We start from the raw sequence: 14,654 nt of genomic DNA on the forward strand, positions 1-14,654 counted from the left end.
TGCCGCCTGCCAATGCCGCCAAAGAGAAACAAGCCATGAAGAGAACGCTCCCCGCGCCCCGGCGCATGGCCGCCGCGCTGGCCCTGCTGGCATTCCCGGCCGCCAGCCTGGCGCAACTGCCCTTGCCGGAGCATGCGGCAGGCTCCGTCGTGGCGGCGCCGTCCTTCCTCGCCGGCAAGGTCGGCGGCACCGATTACGCCATCAACCGGGGCGTGGCGCGCATCGCCGTCGAGACGGATCACGGCGAGGCACCGGCCGATGGCCAGAGCCCCGTCAAGGTGACGGTCAGGCTGTATGACGCGCAGGACAAGCCCTTGACGGGCACGGCCTTGCTGACCATCGAGGCCAGCGGCGGGCGTATCCTGCTGCCCGGCGCGCGGACCGATGAACTGGGCCCGGAGCGGCGCGACGCCGACAAGGTCACGCCTGGCACCCAATTGACGGTGGAGGATGGTGTAGCGAGCTTCAGCCTGCTGGCTCCGGCTACGCCGCAGGATGTGCTGCTGCGCGTGTCGGCCGGCAAGGTGGCGGCGCAGGGCACGATCAGTTTCTTGCCGGAATTGCGCGACATGCTGGCCGTGGGCTTGATCGACGGCATCATCAGCAAGCGCAGCCTGTCGAGCAGCGACATTTCGCCGTCGCGTTTCAATGACGGTTTCGAACGCGACATCGTGCGCTGGAGCCGCGCCTTCAACAATGGCAAGGCCAACGTGGCGGGCCGCGCGGCGATGTTTTTAAAAGGGACGATCCGTGGCGACGCCTTGCTGACGGCCGCCTACGACTCGGACAAGGATACGCGCGCGCGTCTCATGCGCGACGTCAATCCGGAAGAGTTTTATCCCGTCTACGGCGACAGTTCCGTGCGCAATTTCGACGCCCGCTCCAGCGACCGCCTGTACGTGCGCATCGACCAGCAGAAAAGCTATGTGCTGTACGGCGACTTTGCCACCGGCGACGGCTTCAGCCAGATGACGGGCGGCGGCGCCGTGGCCAACTTGCAGCAGAGAAAACTGGGCCAGTACAACCGCACGGCCACGGGCGGGCGCGGCCATTACGAGCGGGATGGCATCGTCGCGAATGCCTTCGCCATCAACGATAGCCTCAAGCAGGTCGTCGAGGAATACCGGGCGAACGGCACGTCGGGACCGTTTGCCGTGCGCAACAACAACGCCATCGAAAACTCGGAAAAGATCGAGATCGTGGTGCGCGACAAGAACCAGAACGGCAATATCGTGCAAGTGACGCAGTTGCGCCGTTTCGAGGATTACAGCTTCGAGCCGTTCAGCGGACGCATCCTGTTCAAGCAGGCGATCCCCGCGCTGACGCCGAATGGCGACCCGCAATCGATCCGCATCAGCTATGAGGTGGACCAGGGCGGCGAGAAATTCTGGACCCTGGGCGTGGATGGGCAGGTGCAACTGGGCAAGATGGTGTCGCTCGGCGGCTCGGCCGTGGAAGATAAAAACCCCTTGTCGCCGTATAAATTGCACAGCGTCAATGCGGGCTTGCGCTTTGGCGAGCACAGCCTGCTGGTGCTCGAAGTGGCGCGCACCACGTCCACCAGCTACAGCGCGGGCGGCAGCATCTACACGACGCCATCCGGCCAGGCGGGCGAGCTGCGCGATGAAGTCAGCGGCAATGCGGCCCGGGTCGAGTTGCAGCACAAGGATGACAAGCTGGAAGCGAAAGCCTACTGGAACCGTTCCGACAGGGATTTCAACAATACGGCGGCCGGCATCACGGGCGGACGGGGCGAGGCGGGCGTGAAGGCGGGCTACAAGCTCAGTCCCGCCGTCACCGTGTATGGCGAGGCCATCCGCAGCGACGAGCGCAGCACGGATGCGCGCCGCGATGCGCAGCGCCTGGGCGTGGCGTGGAACGCCAGCGAACGCTGGCTGCTCGACGTGTCCGTCCAGCACATGAAGGAGAGCGGCGGCATGCCGTCGACGGCCGGCATCGCGCCGAATACCTCGCCGCTGGGCACGGGCCTCAATCCCACGGGCGGCTTCTTCGGCAACGGCACGGCGAATACGGCCATCGACCCCGTCACGGGCGGCAGCATCACCACGTTTGCGCCGATCAATCCCGGCGCTGGCACGGGCACAACGGCGCCGCTGGACGCCACCACCGTGCGCCTGGGGGCGCAATACAAGGCCACGGAGCGCTGGACGCTGAATGGCGACGTGGAAAAAAGCGTCTCCGATGCGGACCAGCACCGCTATGGCCTGGGCGCGCAATACCAGCTGGCCGAACGCAGCCGCCTGTACGCGCGCTATGAAAACCAGACGGGGCTGGCATCCGCCTACTCGCTCAATCCGGCCGACCGCAGCACCAGTTTCATCGCCGGCGCGGATACGGGCTACATGCCGGGCGGCACCGTGTTTGGCGAGTACCGCATGCGCGACGCCATGGATTACAGCCTCAGCAACCAGCGCGACCTGCAGCTGGCGTCCGGCTTGCGCAACACGTGGAACCTGGGCGAGGGGCTGGCGGCGAACACGAATATCGAATACCTGAAAGTCATGAACGGCCAGCAGCAGCAAGCCGTGGCCGTGGCGGCGGGATTCGACTATGCCGTCAATCCCCTGTGGCGTGGCTCCGTCAAGCTCGAGTACCGGCGATTGTTCGACAGCGAGATCGCGCCGGGCAACCAGCGCCAGGATCAATGGCTCAATACCATCGCCTGGGCGCGCAAGCTGAGCCGCGATTGGACTTTGCTTGCGCGTAATTACCTGCTGTACACGCGCAACAACGACGACGCCAGCGGCGCGCCTGTCGGCAACGTGCTGCAGGATAGGGCGCAGCTGGGCTTTGCCTGGCGCCCCGTGGACGACAACCGTTTCAACGGCCTGGCCCGCTACGAGTACAAGACCGTGCGCGACCAGTCGCAGATCGATGGCGACAATTACCGCGCGCATATCGTTTCCACGCATCTCGATTACCACCCCAGCCGTCCGTGGTGGTTCACGGGCCGGGTCGCCGCCAAACACAACAACGACAAGAACCTGCCTGCCGGGCAAGAGAAATACACGGCATGGCTGTTTTCCGGGCGCACCGTGTACGACATCAGCAAGCACTGGGATATCGGCGTGCTGGCGGCCGTGATGGGCAGCCCGCAAGGGGGCAGCCGCCAGTGGGCCAATGGCGTCGAAGTGGGCTATCTGCTGGCGCAAAACCTGTGGCTGTCGGCCGGACACAACTGGTCGGGCTTTTCCGACCGCGACCTGACGGGCGCCGACTACACGGCGCGCGGCCCTTATCTGCGCCTGCGCTTCAAGTTCGATGAAAACTTGTTCAAAGGCAAAGACGCCACCATCAACCGTACCCTGGCCCGGCCATGAAAACTACCATGACTCCGAAAATGACACCGACGATGACACCGACGAAGATACCAATGAACGCACTGATACCGCTCGCCAGCCTGCTGGCCATGGGACTGGCCCAGGCGGCCACGCCCACCCTGCCGACGGCGCCGCTGGCCATGCCCCAGCTGCGCATCAGCGACCAGGCCGTCTCCGCGGACCAGCAGGCTTACCGCCTGCTGCAGGAACGCATCAAGAAGCTCAACGACGGCGGCGTGCGCGTGGGCGATTATTACCTGTCCAAGGCGCAATGCTGGCTCGACGTGTCCTTCCATGAGTACACGCGCAACGATCGCTCGGCCTTTCCCCTGCAAGCCTTGCAGGAATCGGCAAAGATCGTCGCCGCGCTGGAAGACGGCAGCACGCCCAATCCCGGCGACGCCACGCCGCTGGTGAATGATGCCACGCGCCTGCGCGACGATCTGTGGTCCGGCTTTGGAACGTTGCGCGAGTCGCCCGGCTTCGCCTGCGCGGCGCAGAAGGTGGCGTGCGGCGAAGTGGAGCTGGTGCATGCGGGCAATGAGTACAAGCAGCAGGGCTGGCGCCACGCGAACCCTTACGTGCAGCTGGCCGAGGATGCGCAGGCCGCCGCCCGGTCCGCCGCCGCGGCTTGTCCGGCCGACAAGCCGAAGCCGCCGGAAATCCTGCCGCCGCGCATCGAGCATGAGCGCATCACGCTGGACATGGATGCCTTGTTCCGCTTCGACAAGGCGGGTGCGGCCGACGTGCTGCCGCAGGGCGTCGAGAAAATCCGGGAACTGGCGGCGCGCCTGAAGCGGGGCTATGTGCAGATCGATACCCTTTCCGTAACGGGCCACACGGACCGCCTGGGTTCGGACAGCTACAACCAGGCCCTGTCCGAACGGCGCGCGCTGACGGTGAAACAGTTGCTGCGCGAGCAAGGCATCGCCAATGTCATCAGCGCGTATGGCAAGGGCAAGGCGGAACCCGTCGCCGCCTGCGACAAGGTGGCGCCGCGCGCCGCCCTGATCGCCTGTCTGCAGCCGAACCGCCGCGTGGAGATCGAATTGACGGGGATCAAGAGCGCCGTCAGGGATTGACAGGCATTAGCGGACCTGCCCGTCGATAAACATCAGGATGGCGCCCGCCACGGCCTGCGGGGCTTCGCGCTGCGGGAAGTGGCCGATGCCTTCCAGCAGCACACGCTGGTAGGGGCCGCTGAAATGGCGTTCGCGCCCGGCCGAGCTGTCCGGCTGGTTGCAGCTGTCGGCCGCGCCGTGCAGCACCAGGGTGGGAAGGTGCAGGACGGGTGCCGGATGCAGCAGCGCTTCGTCGGCCGCATAGGCGGGGTCGCCTTCGACAAACGCCCAGCGGTGGCGGTAGGAATGCAGCACCACCGCGGCCCAGTCGGGACCATCGAAGGCGCGGCCGGCCTGCGCGAAATCGGCTTCCTCGTACCAGCCTGCCGGCGACCAGCTATCCCACATCATGCGGGCAAACGCGTGACGGTCGTGTTCGACGGCATGCTGGCCGCGCGGCGTGGCCATGAACCAGTGGTACCAGTAATTGCGCGCCTGCTGATACGACAATTCCTGTCGCGGGTCGTTCGTGCCATAGCCAACGGACAGCATGACCAGGCCGCAGGCCGCATCGTGGCGCAGGCCGCAGGCATTCGCCACGGCGCGCGCACCCCAGTCGTGTCCCACCAGCAAGGGCTGATCCAGTTGCATGGCATCGATAAAATCGAGCAGGTCGTGTCCCAGTGCGGCCAGCTGGCCGCTGCGCGGCGTGTCCGCGTGGCGAAAGCGCGTGGGCGCAAAGCCGCGCAGGGCGGGCGCCAGCACGCGGTAGCCGGCGGCGGCCAGCAGCGTGGCCATGCCAGTCCAGCTTTCCGGGCTGTCGGGCCAGCCGTGCACGAGCACGGCGCTGCGGTTGCCGGCCGGGTTCCATTCCAGGTAAGCCACGTCCAGCAGCGGGGTGGCGATGTGTTGATAGTCTTGCATGGCATTCCTGACGAAAGTGAGGTGAGGAAGTCATGGTAGCGCCGGCAATGCATTTGATTCGTGAGTAATTCATCAGTATTATGTGTAGATCATGATGAATCGGAGCGTAGCATGCACGCCTTGCCAGCAAACACCCTGGACATTGTCCTCTTGCGCAGCCTGCTGGAAGTGGTGGACGCGGGCGGTTTCGCGCTGGCCGCGCAAAACCTGGCCTTGACGCCGTCGGCCGTCAGCGGCCATATCAAGCGCCTCGAACACAGCGCCGGCAAGCAATTGCTGGCGCGCACGACGCGCAGCCTGGAACTGACGGCCGCCGGCGAGCTGCTGTATATGTATGCGCGCAATATCGTCGACTTGGAACGCGAGGCGCGTGCCAGGCTCAGCGGTGCATCCATGCAGGGCCGGCTGGTCTTGGGCGCGTCGGAGGATTTCGCGGGCACCTGGCTGCCGCAAGTGCTGCACACCTTCCAGCGCTGGCATCCGCAAGCGTCGATCGAGTTGAAGGTGGGCATCACGGCCGACTTGCTGCGGCGCCAGGCGCACGAGCAGATCGATGTCATTTTCGGCAAGCAATGCAGCCGCACGGAAGGCATAGGCGAATTGCTGTGGGCCGAACCGCTGGTGTGGGCGTATGCGGCCGGGCGGCTGCCCGATGCCGGCCAGGCCTTGCCGCTGGCCCTGTTTCCCGCACCCTGCGTCTACCGCGAGGCGGCCATCGCGGCGCTGGCGCAGGCGGGCCAGGCCTGGCGGCTGGTGTTTGACAGTGCCAGCATGGCCGGCTGCGTGGCGGCGGCGCTGGCCGGATTTGCCGTCACCCCGGTGGCGCGCAGCCAGATGCGTGACGGCTTGCGCATCCTGGGCACGGCGGAAGGCTTGCCGGCGCTGCCCGACGCCCGCTTTTATGCGTTTCCTCGCAACAAGACGCCCGCCGTGCTGGCGCTCGTCGATGCGGTGCGCGGCGCGGGCCAGCGGCACCAGTTTCATGCCGCGTGAGCACGCCAATGTTTAGCCTGCGTCATAAGGCGGTCATATGGCGCTGTTATGATGCTTTTGTTGGCACACAGCATGCAATGCGCAAATCACTACGCTCCGGGAGCGATAGGATGCAGGCATGACTCAACAGCTTAGCCGGTGAGCTCAACCATCGGCACCAGATATGTAAAACTTGTTTTATAGTAATGATTGCAGGGTGGGACAGGGGAAATGCGGGGATCGGGCGGGGATTTAATGAAGTCCTAAGCCTGTTTCCGGCAAGGGCTGGCATAGTGGATACATGGCGCACGGAAACCCCGGGCGCAAGGTTGCCGGACACCTCAATGACCGGCACGATTTCCACTTTTTCATGTGTTTTCCTGCTTTATCCCTGCGCTCTGAAACAGCGTTTCAACCGGCTACCGCACTTTGCGAAGCCGGTTTTTTTTTGCCTGGATTTTCGTACAGGGCTGGAAAATACCCGGCGCCGCCGTAATGCGGCGCCGGGCGCGGGCGCTTAGCCCGTTTGCTTGGCCAGCCACGCATCGACGGCGGGCAGGCGCTCGGCACGCACCTTGATGCGGTATTTGATGCCGGCCACGGAACTGTCGGCGTCGCCGCGCGCGCTGGCCGGCAGGTTGGCCTGCGCATACGCTTCCAGCTTGGCGATCATTTCCGGCTGCGCCGAACCGGCCGCCAGGCGCGGGAAGTAGCGGCTGCGCGAACTGGCGTCGATGCGCGCATTGACTTGCTCCAGGTGTGCCAGCGCGAAGTCGAAGGCCAGTTCAGGATGCCTGCGCGAAACGCGCGAGATCATGGCCGGGCTGTTGGTCACGCCAGGTTCATCCGTCAGCGCCAGCGCCAGCGCCCGCTGCGCCAGGGCCGCATCGTCGGTCGAGGCCAGCAAGTCGTACAGCTGGTTCTTGACCAGCGGCGTCTTTTCCTGCTGCGCCTTGGCGTGCAGCTGCTCCCAGGTGGCGGCGTCCGCATGCTGCGCCACCACGCCCAGGATGGTGCGGCGCAGCGGCGCAGGCATGGCGGCCGCATTTTGCTCACCGGCCTGTTCGCTGGCGGCGTAGCGGCGGCGCGCTTCGGCGATCACCCCCGGCTCGCCCATGTCGCCGAGGATGGAAATCAGGCGTCCGCGCAGGGTCGCCACGCTCGACGCTTCGCCGGCGCGCGCTTCCCAGCCCGTCTGCGCCATCATCGGCGCCAGGCGCGCCATGGCGAAGCGGCCGAAAGCCTGCTGGCGCGCCTTGCTTTCCGCGCTATCGCCCGCATACTGCTCATACAGGCCGTTCAGCGACCCGGCCACCCGGCCCAGCACTTGCGGGTCGGCCGACAGCGGCGTGGCCTTCACCAGTTCCAGGAAAGCCGCCGGGTCTTGCAAGCCCGCCATGCCCAGCGACTGGCTGTCCGCCAGCAAGCCCAGCTGGTCGATCGGCGCCAGGCGCGCGAAGCTGCCTGCCAGCGCGTGCGTGCCGGCTGGCGCGTACAGGGTGCGGTAGTAGCCGCTCTGGCCCGCGTTCACCAGCAGGGCGCCGCAACCGGGCACGTTCAGGGTCGCCTTGCCATTCTTGATCACTACCTTGGCCAGCTTGCCGTTGCCGACCGTCGAAGCGATCACCGGCACTTTCCACGACAGCGGCTTCTTGTCCGGCTGATCCTTGGAAAATTCCGTCTGCGTCAAGGTCACGCGCGTACTGCCTTTCCTGCACACGGCTGCGCCGACGGTGATCATCGGCACGCCCGGCTGCAGGGTGAAGTCATGGGCGATGGCGCTGACGGGCTTGCCCGCGGCCGCATCGACTTCGCGCCACAGGTCGTCCGACACCGTATTGCCATACGCATGCTTGCGCATGTAGCTGCGCACGGCCGTGCGCCACGTGTCGGCGCCCACGTACGCTTCGAGCATGCGGATCACCGCTTCGCCCTTCTGGTAGGTGATGCCGTCGAAGGCCTGGCTGGCCTGTTCCACGGTGGCGATGCGCTGCACCACCGGGTGCGTGGTGCGCAGCGCATCCTGGCTCATCGCCGATTCGCGTCCGCCCACGTTGGACAGGGCCGTGTTCCATTCCGGGTGCAGACGCTCCGTGGTGCGGCTTTCCATCCACGACGCAAAACCTTCGTTGAGCCACAGGTCGTCCCACCAGCGCATGGTGACCAGGTCGCCGAACCACTGGTGCGCCATTTCATGCGACAGGGTGGTGTAGATGTTTTCCTTGTCGGTCTGCGTCGAGATGGTCGGGTCGAGCAGCAGGCCGTATTCGAAGGTGAAGACGGCGCCCCAGTTTTCCATGGCGCCGAAGAACTGGCTGCGGCCCGGCGCGGCGATGTTGTCGAGCTTGGGCAGCGGGTAGCGCACGCCGAAATAATCGTTGTATTCGCGCAGCAGGGCGGCCGATTCGTCGAGCGCGAAGCGGCTTTGCGCCAGCGCGCCCTTCTTCGTGATGACGCCTATTTCCGTGCCGTCGCTCATGGCCGTGGCGCGCTCGAAGTCGCCCAGGCCGAAGAACAGCAGATAGGTCGACATGCGCGGCGTGGTGGCGAAATACACGTGCTTCTTGCCATTGCCCAGCTCTTCGCTGCGGGCGATCGGCATGTTGCCGACGGCCATCTGGTTGCTTGGCACGACCACGTCCAGCGCGAAGGTGGCCTTGTAGTCCGGTTCATCCCACGATGGCAGCATGCTGCGCGCATCCGAGTTCTCGAACTGCGTGTACAGGGCGCGCTGGCGTCCTTGCGGCGTATCGTAGTCGAGCGAGAACAGGCCCGTCGCCTGCGTGCCGATCTTGCCGGTGTAGTCGATGCGCAACAGGTACTCGCCCTTGGCCAGCGGCTCGGCAAAATGCACGGTGGCCGTCTGCTTGTCCGCATCGATATCGATCTTGCGCGTCACCTGCTTGCTGCCGCCCGCGCCTTCGATGGCGGCGGCGGCAAACGCCAGGTTCAGGGCATTGAAGGTGATGCTGGCCGTTGGCGTGTCGACGGCCACCTTGATGGCGGCTTCGCCCTTGAAGGTCGAGGCGGCGGCATCCGGCGTGATCGACAGGATGTAGTGCAAAGGCGTGACGCCGCGCGGCAGCTGCGTGGTGGTGCCAAGGGCGTGGCTGGCCGACGCGTATTTGGCGGCGGGCGCGGCGTGGCCCGGGGTGAAGCCGGTGACGGCGGTCAGCGCCAGGACGGCGGCGGCCAGATGGCTGCGGCGGAAACGCGGAGTCGGTGTGCGATGCATGGTATGCCCTTCGTTCATGGGTAAAACGCCCGCCGGCCGGGTAGGCTGCGGGCGTTGATGGCGGTTGGGGGACATCGCTGGAACTGGAAGCCAGCGTTCCCGTACAGCAATCTAAGTGGAAACGGGGGCAAAGTCAACGCGCCAGGAGCGCCGCACCACGACGGTGCGCTGGTATGATGGGCGCCTGACTGCATTGCCACAGGCTGGTGCCGCACCTGATTGTCAACCACCATCCACCACTACAACGAGACGAGACCTGCACATGAAACTGACTATCAGCCCCCGCACGCCCAATCCACGCCGCGTCACCATGTTCATCGCAGAGAAGGGCATCACCGGCATCGAGGAAGTGGCGCTCGACCTGATGGCGGGGCAGCACCGCGATCCCGCCTTCCTGGCGAAAAACCCGCTGGGCCGCGTGCCCGTGCTGGAATTGGCGGACGGGCGCGTGCTGACCGAGACGCGCGCCATCTGCACCTACCTGGAAGGCTTGCAGCCGCAGCCGAACCTGATGGGCGAAGGCTTCGAGGAACGCGCCTTCATCGAAATGGCCGACCGCCGCGTGGAACTGCATTTGTTCAGCGCCACCGCCAACTGGGTGCGCCACGGCCATCCGGCCCTGGTGGCGCTGGAAAACCCGCAGTTTCCCGATTTCGCCGCGGCGCAGGCGGGCAAGCTGCGCGAAACGGCGCAATGGCTGGACCAGGTGCTGGGCAGCCAGCCGTACATCGCCGGCGAACGGTTCACGATTGCCGACATCACGGCATTTTGTGCGCTGGAATTTGCGCGTGGCCTGATGAAGTACCGCCCCGGCGCGGAAGGCTTGTCCAACCTGCAGGCTTACCGCGACCGCATCGCCGAACGCCCCAGCGCGCAGGCGAAGTAGGCAATCCTGCAGCCGGGCAGGTCGGATTGGCGGGATGCGTAATCCGACACCACTCCATTACTTCAGCTGCTCCAGCAGGAAGGTGTAGGTCAGCGCCCACATCAGCGCCTGCTGGTCGTTGTTGGCGGCACCCGCATGGCCGCCTTCCGTGTTTTCCCAGTACAGCACGTCGTGGCCTTGCTCTTCCATCTTCGCCACCATCTTGCGCGCATGGCCAGGGTGGACCCGGTCGTCGCGCGTCGAAGTGGTAAACAGCACGCGCGGATATTTCTTGTCCTTGAAGACGTTCTGGTACGGCGAGTACTTGCTGATATAAGCCCATTGTTCCGGCACGTCCGGGTCGCCGTACTCTCCCATCCACGAGGCGCCCGCCAGCATCTTGTTATAGCGGCGCATGTCGAGCAGCGGCACCTGGCTGACGACGGCGTTGAACAGGTCGGGACGCTGCACCAGCACGGCGCCCGTCAGCAGGCCGCCATTGCTGCCGCCCATGATGCCCAGGTGGCGCGGGCTGGTGACCTTGCGCTTGATCAGATCCTGCGCCACCGAGATGAAGTCGTCATACGCGCGCTGGCGGTTTTCCTTCAATGCCGCCTGATGCCAGCGGGGACCGAATTCGCCGCCGCCGCGGATATTCGCCAGCACGTACACGCCGCCCTTTTCCAGCCACGCCACGCCCGTGGTGCCGCTGTAGCTGGGTTTCAGCGACACTTCGAAGCCGCCATAGCCATACAGCACGGTGGGGTTGCTGCCGTCGAACTTCGTCTTCTTGGACATGATGGCGAAATACGGCACCCTGGTGCCATCCTTCGACGTCGATTCGAACTGCTCCACCTTGTATGGCGCCGCGTCGTAGTAGGCGGGCAGCGACTTGATTTTCGTGCGCTTGTCGCTCTGCGCCGTGGCCAGGTACAGGGTGGTCGGATTGAGGAAGTCGGTCACCGTCAGGAAGTATTGGTCCGAATCGACGGGATCGAGCGCGCTGACGGCCAGGGTGCCCAGCTTGGGCGCATCGACGGCGCGGCGCTGCCACTTGCCGTTCACGTGGCGCAGTTCCGTCAGGCGGTTCTTGACCTTGTCCAGGGTCGTCACGAGGATGGCCGATTTCGTCGCCGTGACATTGTCCAGCGAAGACGTGGCCGTCGGCGCGTACAGCACTTCCAGTTCCTGCTTGCCCTGCATGAAAGACTTGAAGTCGGTCGCCAGCAGCGAACCTTGCGCATAGGTCTTGCCGTTGACTTTCCAGTCCGAGCGCAGGGTGATGACCAGCTGGTCGCGCACGGTGAATGCCGTCGCGTCATCCGGTTTCGGCACTTTTTTCAACTCGGCGCCGTCGCGCAGGAACATTTCGCCGCTGTAGAAATCGATTTGCCGCTCGATGAACTGGTGTTCGTGGCCGGGCGTGAAATCCTTGTAGGCGCCCGCGCTCAGGTCGTCGGCTTTGGCTTCATACAGCGTTTGCGCCTGCGCCAGCGGCGTGCCGCGCTGCCACTGCTTGATGATGCGCGGGTAGCCGGAGCTGGTCATCGAGCCGGGGCCGAAATCCGTGGAGACGAACAGGGTATCCTGGTCGATCCAGCTGGCGCTGCCTTTTGCTTCGGGCAGGGTAAAGCCGCCGTCGACAAAGGCGCGCCTGGCCACGTCGTATTCGCGCACCACCTTGGCGTCGCCGCCGCCGCGCGACAGGGAAATGAGGCAGCGTTCGCCCTTCGGATACAGGCAGGTGGCGCCGCCCCAGACCCAGTTTTCACTCTCGCCGGCGGCCAGCTGGTCGAGGTCGATCACGGTTTCCCAATTTGGCTCGGCCAGCTGGTATTGCGCCAGGGTGGTGCGGCGCCAGATGCCGCGCACGTGCTGGGCGTCGCGCCAGAAGTTGTAGTAATACTCGCCTTCCTTGCTCACGTAGGGAATGCGCTCCTTGGAATTGAGTATGGTTTTCAGGCGCGCCTGCAGGGCGGCGAAACCGGGCTGGCTTTCCAGTTCCCTGGTGCTCACGGCATTGTGCTGCCTGACCCAGGCCAGCGGCTTGTCGCCGAGGACTTCTTCCAGCCAAAGGTGGGGATCGGTAGGGGTGGAGGCGGGCGCCGGGGCTTGGGCATGGGCGACGCCCGCTGTGGCCAGGCCCAGCAGCATGCTGCCGGCAAACTTGCGATAAAAAGACATGGACAGGGTTCCTTGACGATGGTCGGTTGTGCCGTGTTGCTGTCAAAACGGCGCACCCATGGTGCCATGGATTGCTGCGGGGAACCAGTGTCTATAAACGACTATTTAAAAAATAACATGCTTTTCCAATATTGTTTGCTGGAACGGAAGCAGGCCGCAGAATCTGCGGCGTGATGCGCCCTTCAGGGGGCGCCAGGCCCAATCAGGGAGGTCACGGTGAGCCGTGTCTTGTCGACATCGCCGCCGTCGGGGTGATAAATCCACAATGCCTCGTTGTCGCGGCTGTCGATGAACAGGATGCGCGTATTTTCCTCGCCGATGGCCAGGCAAGCCGCCAGCTCGGCAGGACTGAACGGTGCTGCCTGCTTCGAGCCGGCTCCCGCCGCTTGCGCCAGGGCCTGGGCAAAGCCTGCCAGTTGCCTGACTGCCAGATAGCTTGTTCCATCCACATCGACCTCTTTGCACAGCTCGTCCAGGCTGTACAGCGTGAAGGGATCTTCATCGCTGCAAATCGCCACCTCGCGACGCGACTTTCCGCTGTGGAGGTGATCGAGATAGGCGGGGGGCAGGGCCACTTTGTCCCTGGCCAGCAATTTGTCCAGCTGCTTGCCGCTTTTCTTCGCGACCCTGGCAGCCTTGGGCGCGGCGGCTTCGCAAGCCTGCGCTGTCCAGGCGACCGGATTGAACTGGAACATCCTTGTACATGCGGGGCAGTGCAGGAACATGAACGTCATCTTTTTGGCGATGGCCGTTGTTAAGAACGCGCCATCCGACGCTGCCATTGCGCTGGGGGCGAATGAGTGCCCGCAGTCGCCATCGTAGGGGCAAGTGATCTCTGTCATGGTTCAGATTGGTGTCGCATTGAAGTAGTGTTCCATACGCAAAGCGATCTCCTCTTTTTCTTGCGGATAAGATGCCTTGGGGTTTCTTTCCCAGTAGGCAATGCTTTCGTGCAAGGCCCACAAGGCTTTTTCCTGCTTGCCGGCCATCAGATAAAAATCGCAGGCCCTGGCATGCGAGCCTTGCGCTTCGACCAGGGCCAGGGCCGCATTTTCCCAGTTGGACCGGTGCTCGAGCCAGGGAATGGCCAACTTCAGCAGATTGTCCCGCAGGCAGGCCATGACTGTTGTCCGATGGGACGGATCGACGAGCTGGTGTTCCTTGTCCTCCTTGCCATCGATGACAGGGAATTGCCAGTTTCTGATATTCCAGTCGGCCACATCGCCAACGATATTGTTGGCAGGTTCGTGAGCGTAACGCGCCTTGTGCCACGATGTATAGAATCTGGACGAAACCTGATAGTGGCTCCAGAATGCCACGTAGAGATGCTCTTCGTTATGGCGGTTGGCCTGGAAATGGATGGCCTGGACGAATTCGTTCTGCGTGCGCTTGAACGTCAGCTGGCTTGGCGAGAACTTGAAGCCTGCTGCGCTCAGCGGCTCCAGCAAGAACGCTTCGATATGGGCGATGATCAGCGCTTTTGGCTTCATTGGGTTTCCTGGCATGGGTTGCTTGCGCCGCCTTGCTGTCAACATGCTGTCAAAACGGCGCTGCCATGTTGCCACAGATCAGTGCCAGCACACCTTGCGGCGGGCAATCGTGCGAGGGACAACCTGCCGCTATTTTTCCTGCACGCTTCCAGGGTCTGCGTGGTGGCCAGGCAGCCTGGCCACCACCTTGATCTCGAACTGGAAACCATACAGCCACGTCACGCCCACGGCCGTCACCGTCGGGTGCGGCGCCTGACCCCAGTACCCGGCCTGCACGATATCCCAGATGCGCTGGAAGTTGGCCTGAGGGTCGACGATAAAGATGGTCACGTCCTGCACATCGTCGAAGGTACAGCCGGCCGCTTGCAAGATGGCGTTCAGGTTGTCGAACGCACGCCGGACCTGGGCGTCGAGCCCGGGTTCGGGCGTGCCGTCTTCGCGGCTGCCGACCTGGCCGGAGACGAACAGCAGGCCGCTGGCGCGCACGGCCGGGGAATAGCGGTTCTGTTCATACAGGGCTTGGCGGCCCGGAGGGAATACGACGTCGCGTTTCATCAGCTTTCCTTTGTTGATGCAGCGAAG

11 protein-coding genes are annotated in these 14,654 nt (G+C 64.3%); 5 read left to right on the forward strand and 6 right to left on the reverse strand.

Annotated features, from left to right (window positions below; all coding sequences use genetic code 11):
- Nucleotides 1-35: 35 nt before the first annotated feature.
- Together JAB1_RS13480 and JAB1_RS13485 are read left to right on the forward strand one after the other, a co-directional pair.
- On the forward strand, nucleotides 36-3,341 hold the full coding sequence (locus JAB1_RS13480) for a hypothetical protein (RefSeq protein WP_139144545.1): 3,306 nt from the start codon (nucleotides 36-38) through the stop codon (nucleotides 3,339-3,341).
- Nucleotides 3,342-3,394: 53 nt separating this feature from the next.
- A complete protein-coding gene (locus JAB1_RS13485; protein ID WP_070280252.1) occupies nucleotides 3,395-4,423 on the forward strand; it encodes an OmpA family protein in 1,029 nt (342 codons plus the stop codon).
- Between the two features lie 6 nt (nucleotides 4,424-4,429).
- Here the strand turns inward: JAB1_RS13485 and JAB1_RS13490 are convergent, their stop codons facing one another.
- Nucleotides 4,430-5,326 carry an alpha/beta hydrolase gene (locus JAB1_RS13490; RefSeq protein WP_070280253.1) on the reverse strand — a complete coding sequence of 299 codons (897 nt, stop codon included), beginning with the start codon at nucleotides 5,324-5,326 and terminating at the stop codon, nucleotides 4,430-4,432.
- 111 nt (nucleotides 5,327-5,437) lie between these two features.
- Here JAB1_RS13490 and JAB1_RS13495 point away from each other — a divergent pair, with 111 nt between their 5' ends.
- Entirely contained in the window at nucleotides 5,438-6,319 is an 882-nt protein-coding gene (locus tag JAB1_RS13495) for a LysR substrate-binding domain-containing protein (RefSeq protein WP_070280254.1), read from the forward strand.
- Nucleotides 6,320-6,642: 323 nt separating this feature from the next.
- Nucleotides 6,643-6,819, forward strand: coding sequence for a hypothetical protein (locus JAB1_RS29900; RefSeq protein WP_175445060.1), 177 nt, complete (start codon nucleotides 6,643-6,645; stop codon nucleotides 6,817-6,819).
- Here JAB1_RS29900 and JAB1_RS13500 read toward each other — a convergent pair.
- Nucleotides 6,816-9,533 carry a M1 family metallopeptidase gene (locus tag JAB1_RS13500; protein ID WP_070280255.1) on the reverse strand — a complete coding sequence of 906 codons (2,718 nt, stop codon included), beginning with the start codon at nucleotides 9,531-9,533 and terminating at the stop codon, nucleotides 6,816-6,818. The genes JAB1_RS29900 and JAB1_RS13500 overlap by 4 nt on opposite strands.
- 262 nt (nucleotides 9,534-9,795) lie before the next feature.
- Here JAB1_RS13500 and JAB1_RS13505 point away from each other — a divergent pair, with 262 nt between their 5' ends.
- Complete coding sequence (locus JAB1_RS13505) at nucleotides 9,796-10,419, forward strand: glutathione S-transferase family protein (protein WP_034779137.1); 624 nt, start codon at nucleotides 9,796-9,798, stop codon at nucleotides 10,417-10,419.
- A gap of 57 nt (nucleotides 10,420-10,476) precedes the next feature.
- Here the strand turns inward: JAB1_RS13505 and JAB1_RS13510 are convergent, their stop codons facing one another.
- The 4 genes from JAB1_RS13510 to JAB1_RS13525 all read right to left on the reverse strand — a co-directional run bounded on the left by JAB1_RS13510 (nucleotide 10,477) and on the right by JAB1_RS13525 (nucleotide 14,630).
- Nucleotides 10,477-12,582: a prolyl oligopeptidase family serine peptidase gene (locus tag JAB1_RS13510; RefSeq protein ID WP_070280256.1), complete on the reverse strand. Its 2,106-nt coding sequence runs from the start codon at nucleotides 12,580-12,582 to the stop codon at nucleotides 10,477-10,479.
- 182 nt (nucleotides 12,583-12,764) lie between these two features.
- Nucleotides 12,765-13,424, reverse strand: coding sequence for a hypothetical protein (locus tag JAB1_RS13515; RefSeq protein WP_139144546.1), 660 nt, complete (start codon nucleotides 13,422-13,424; stop codon nucleotides 12,765-12,767).
- 3 nt (nucleotides 13,425-13,427) lie between these two features.
- Nucleotides 13,428-14,072, reverse strand: coding sequence for a DUF4304 domain-containing protein (locus JAB1_RS13520; RefSeq protein WP_070280258.1), 645 nt, complete (start codon nucleotides 14,070-14,072; stop codon nucleotides 13,428-13,430).
- 129 nt (nucleotides 14,073-14,201) lie between these two features.
- Nucleotides 14,202-14,630 carry a RidA family protein gene (locus JAB1_RS13525; RefSeq protein WP_070280408.1) on the reverse strand — a complete coding sequence of 143 codons (429 nt, stop codon included), beginning with the start codon at nucleotides 14,628-14,630 and terminating at the stop codon, nucleotides 14,202-14,204.
- Nucleotides 14,631-14,654: the final 24 nt, after the last annotated feature.

This window comes from Janthinobacterium sp. MP5059B, from assembly GCF_001758645.1.
GTDB lineage: Bacteria > Pseudomonadota > Gammaproteobacteria > Burkholderiales > Burkholderiaceae_D > Janthinobacterium > Janthinobacterium lividum.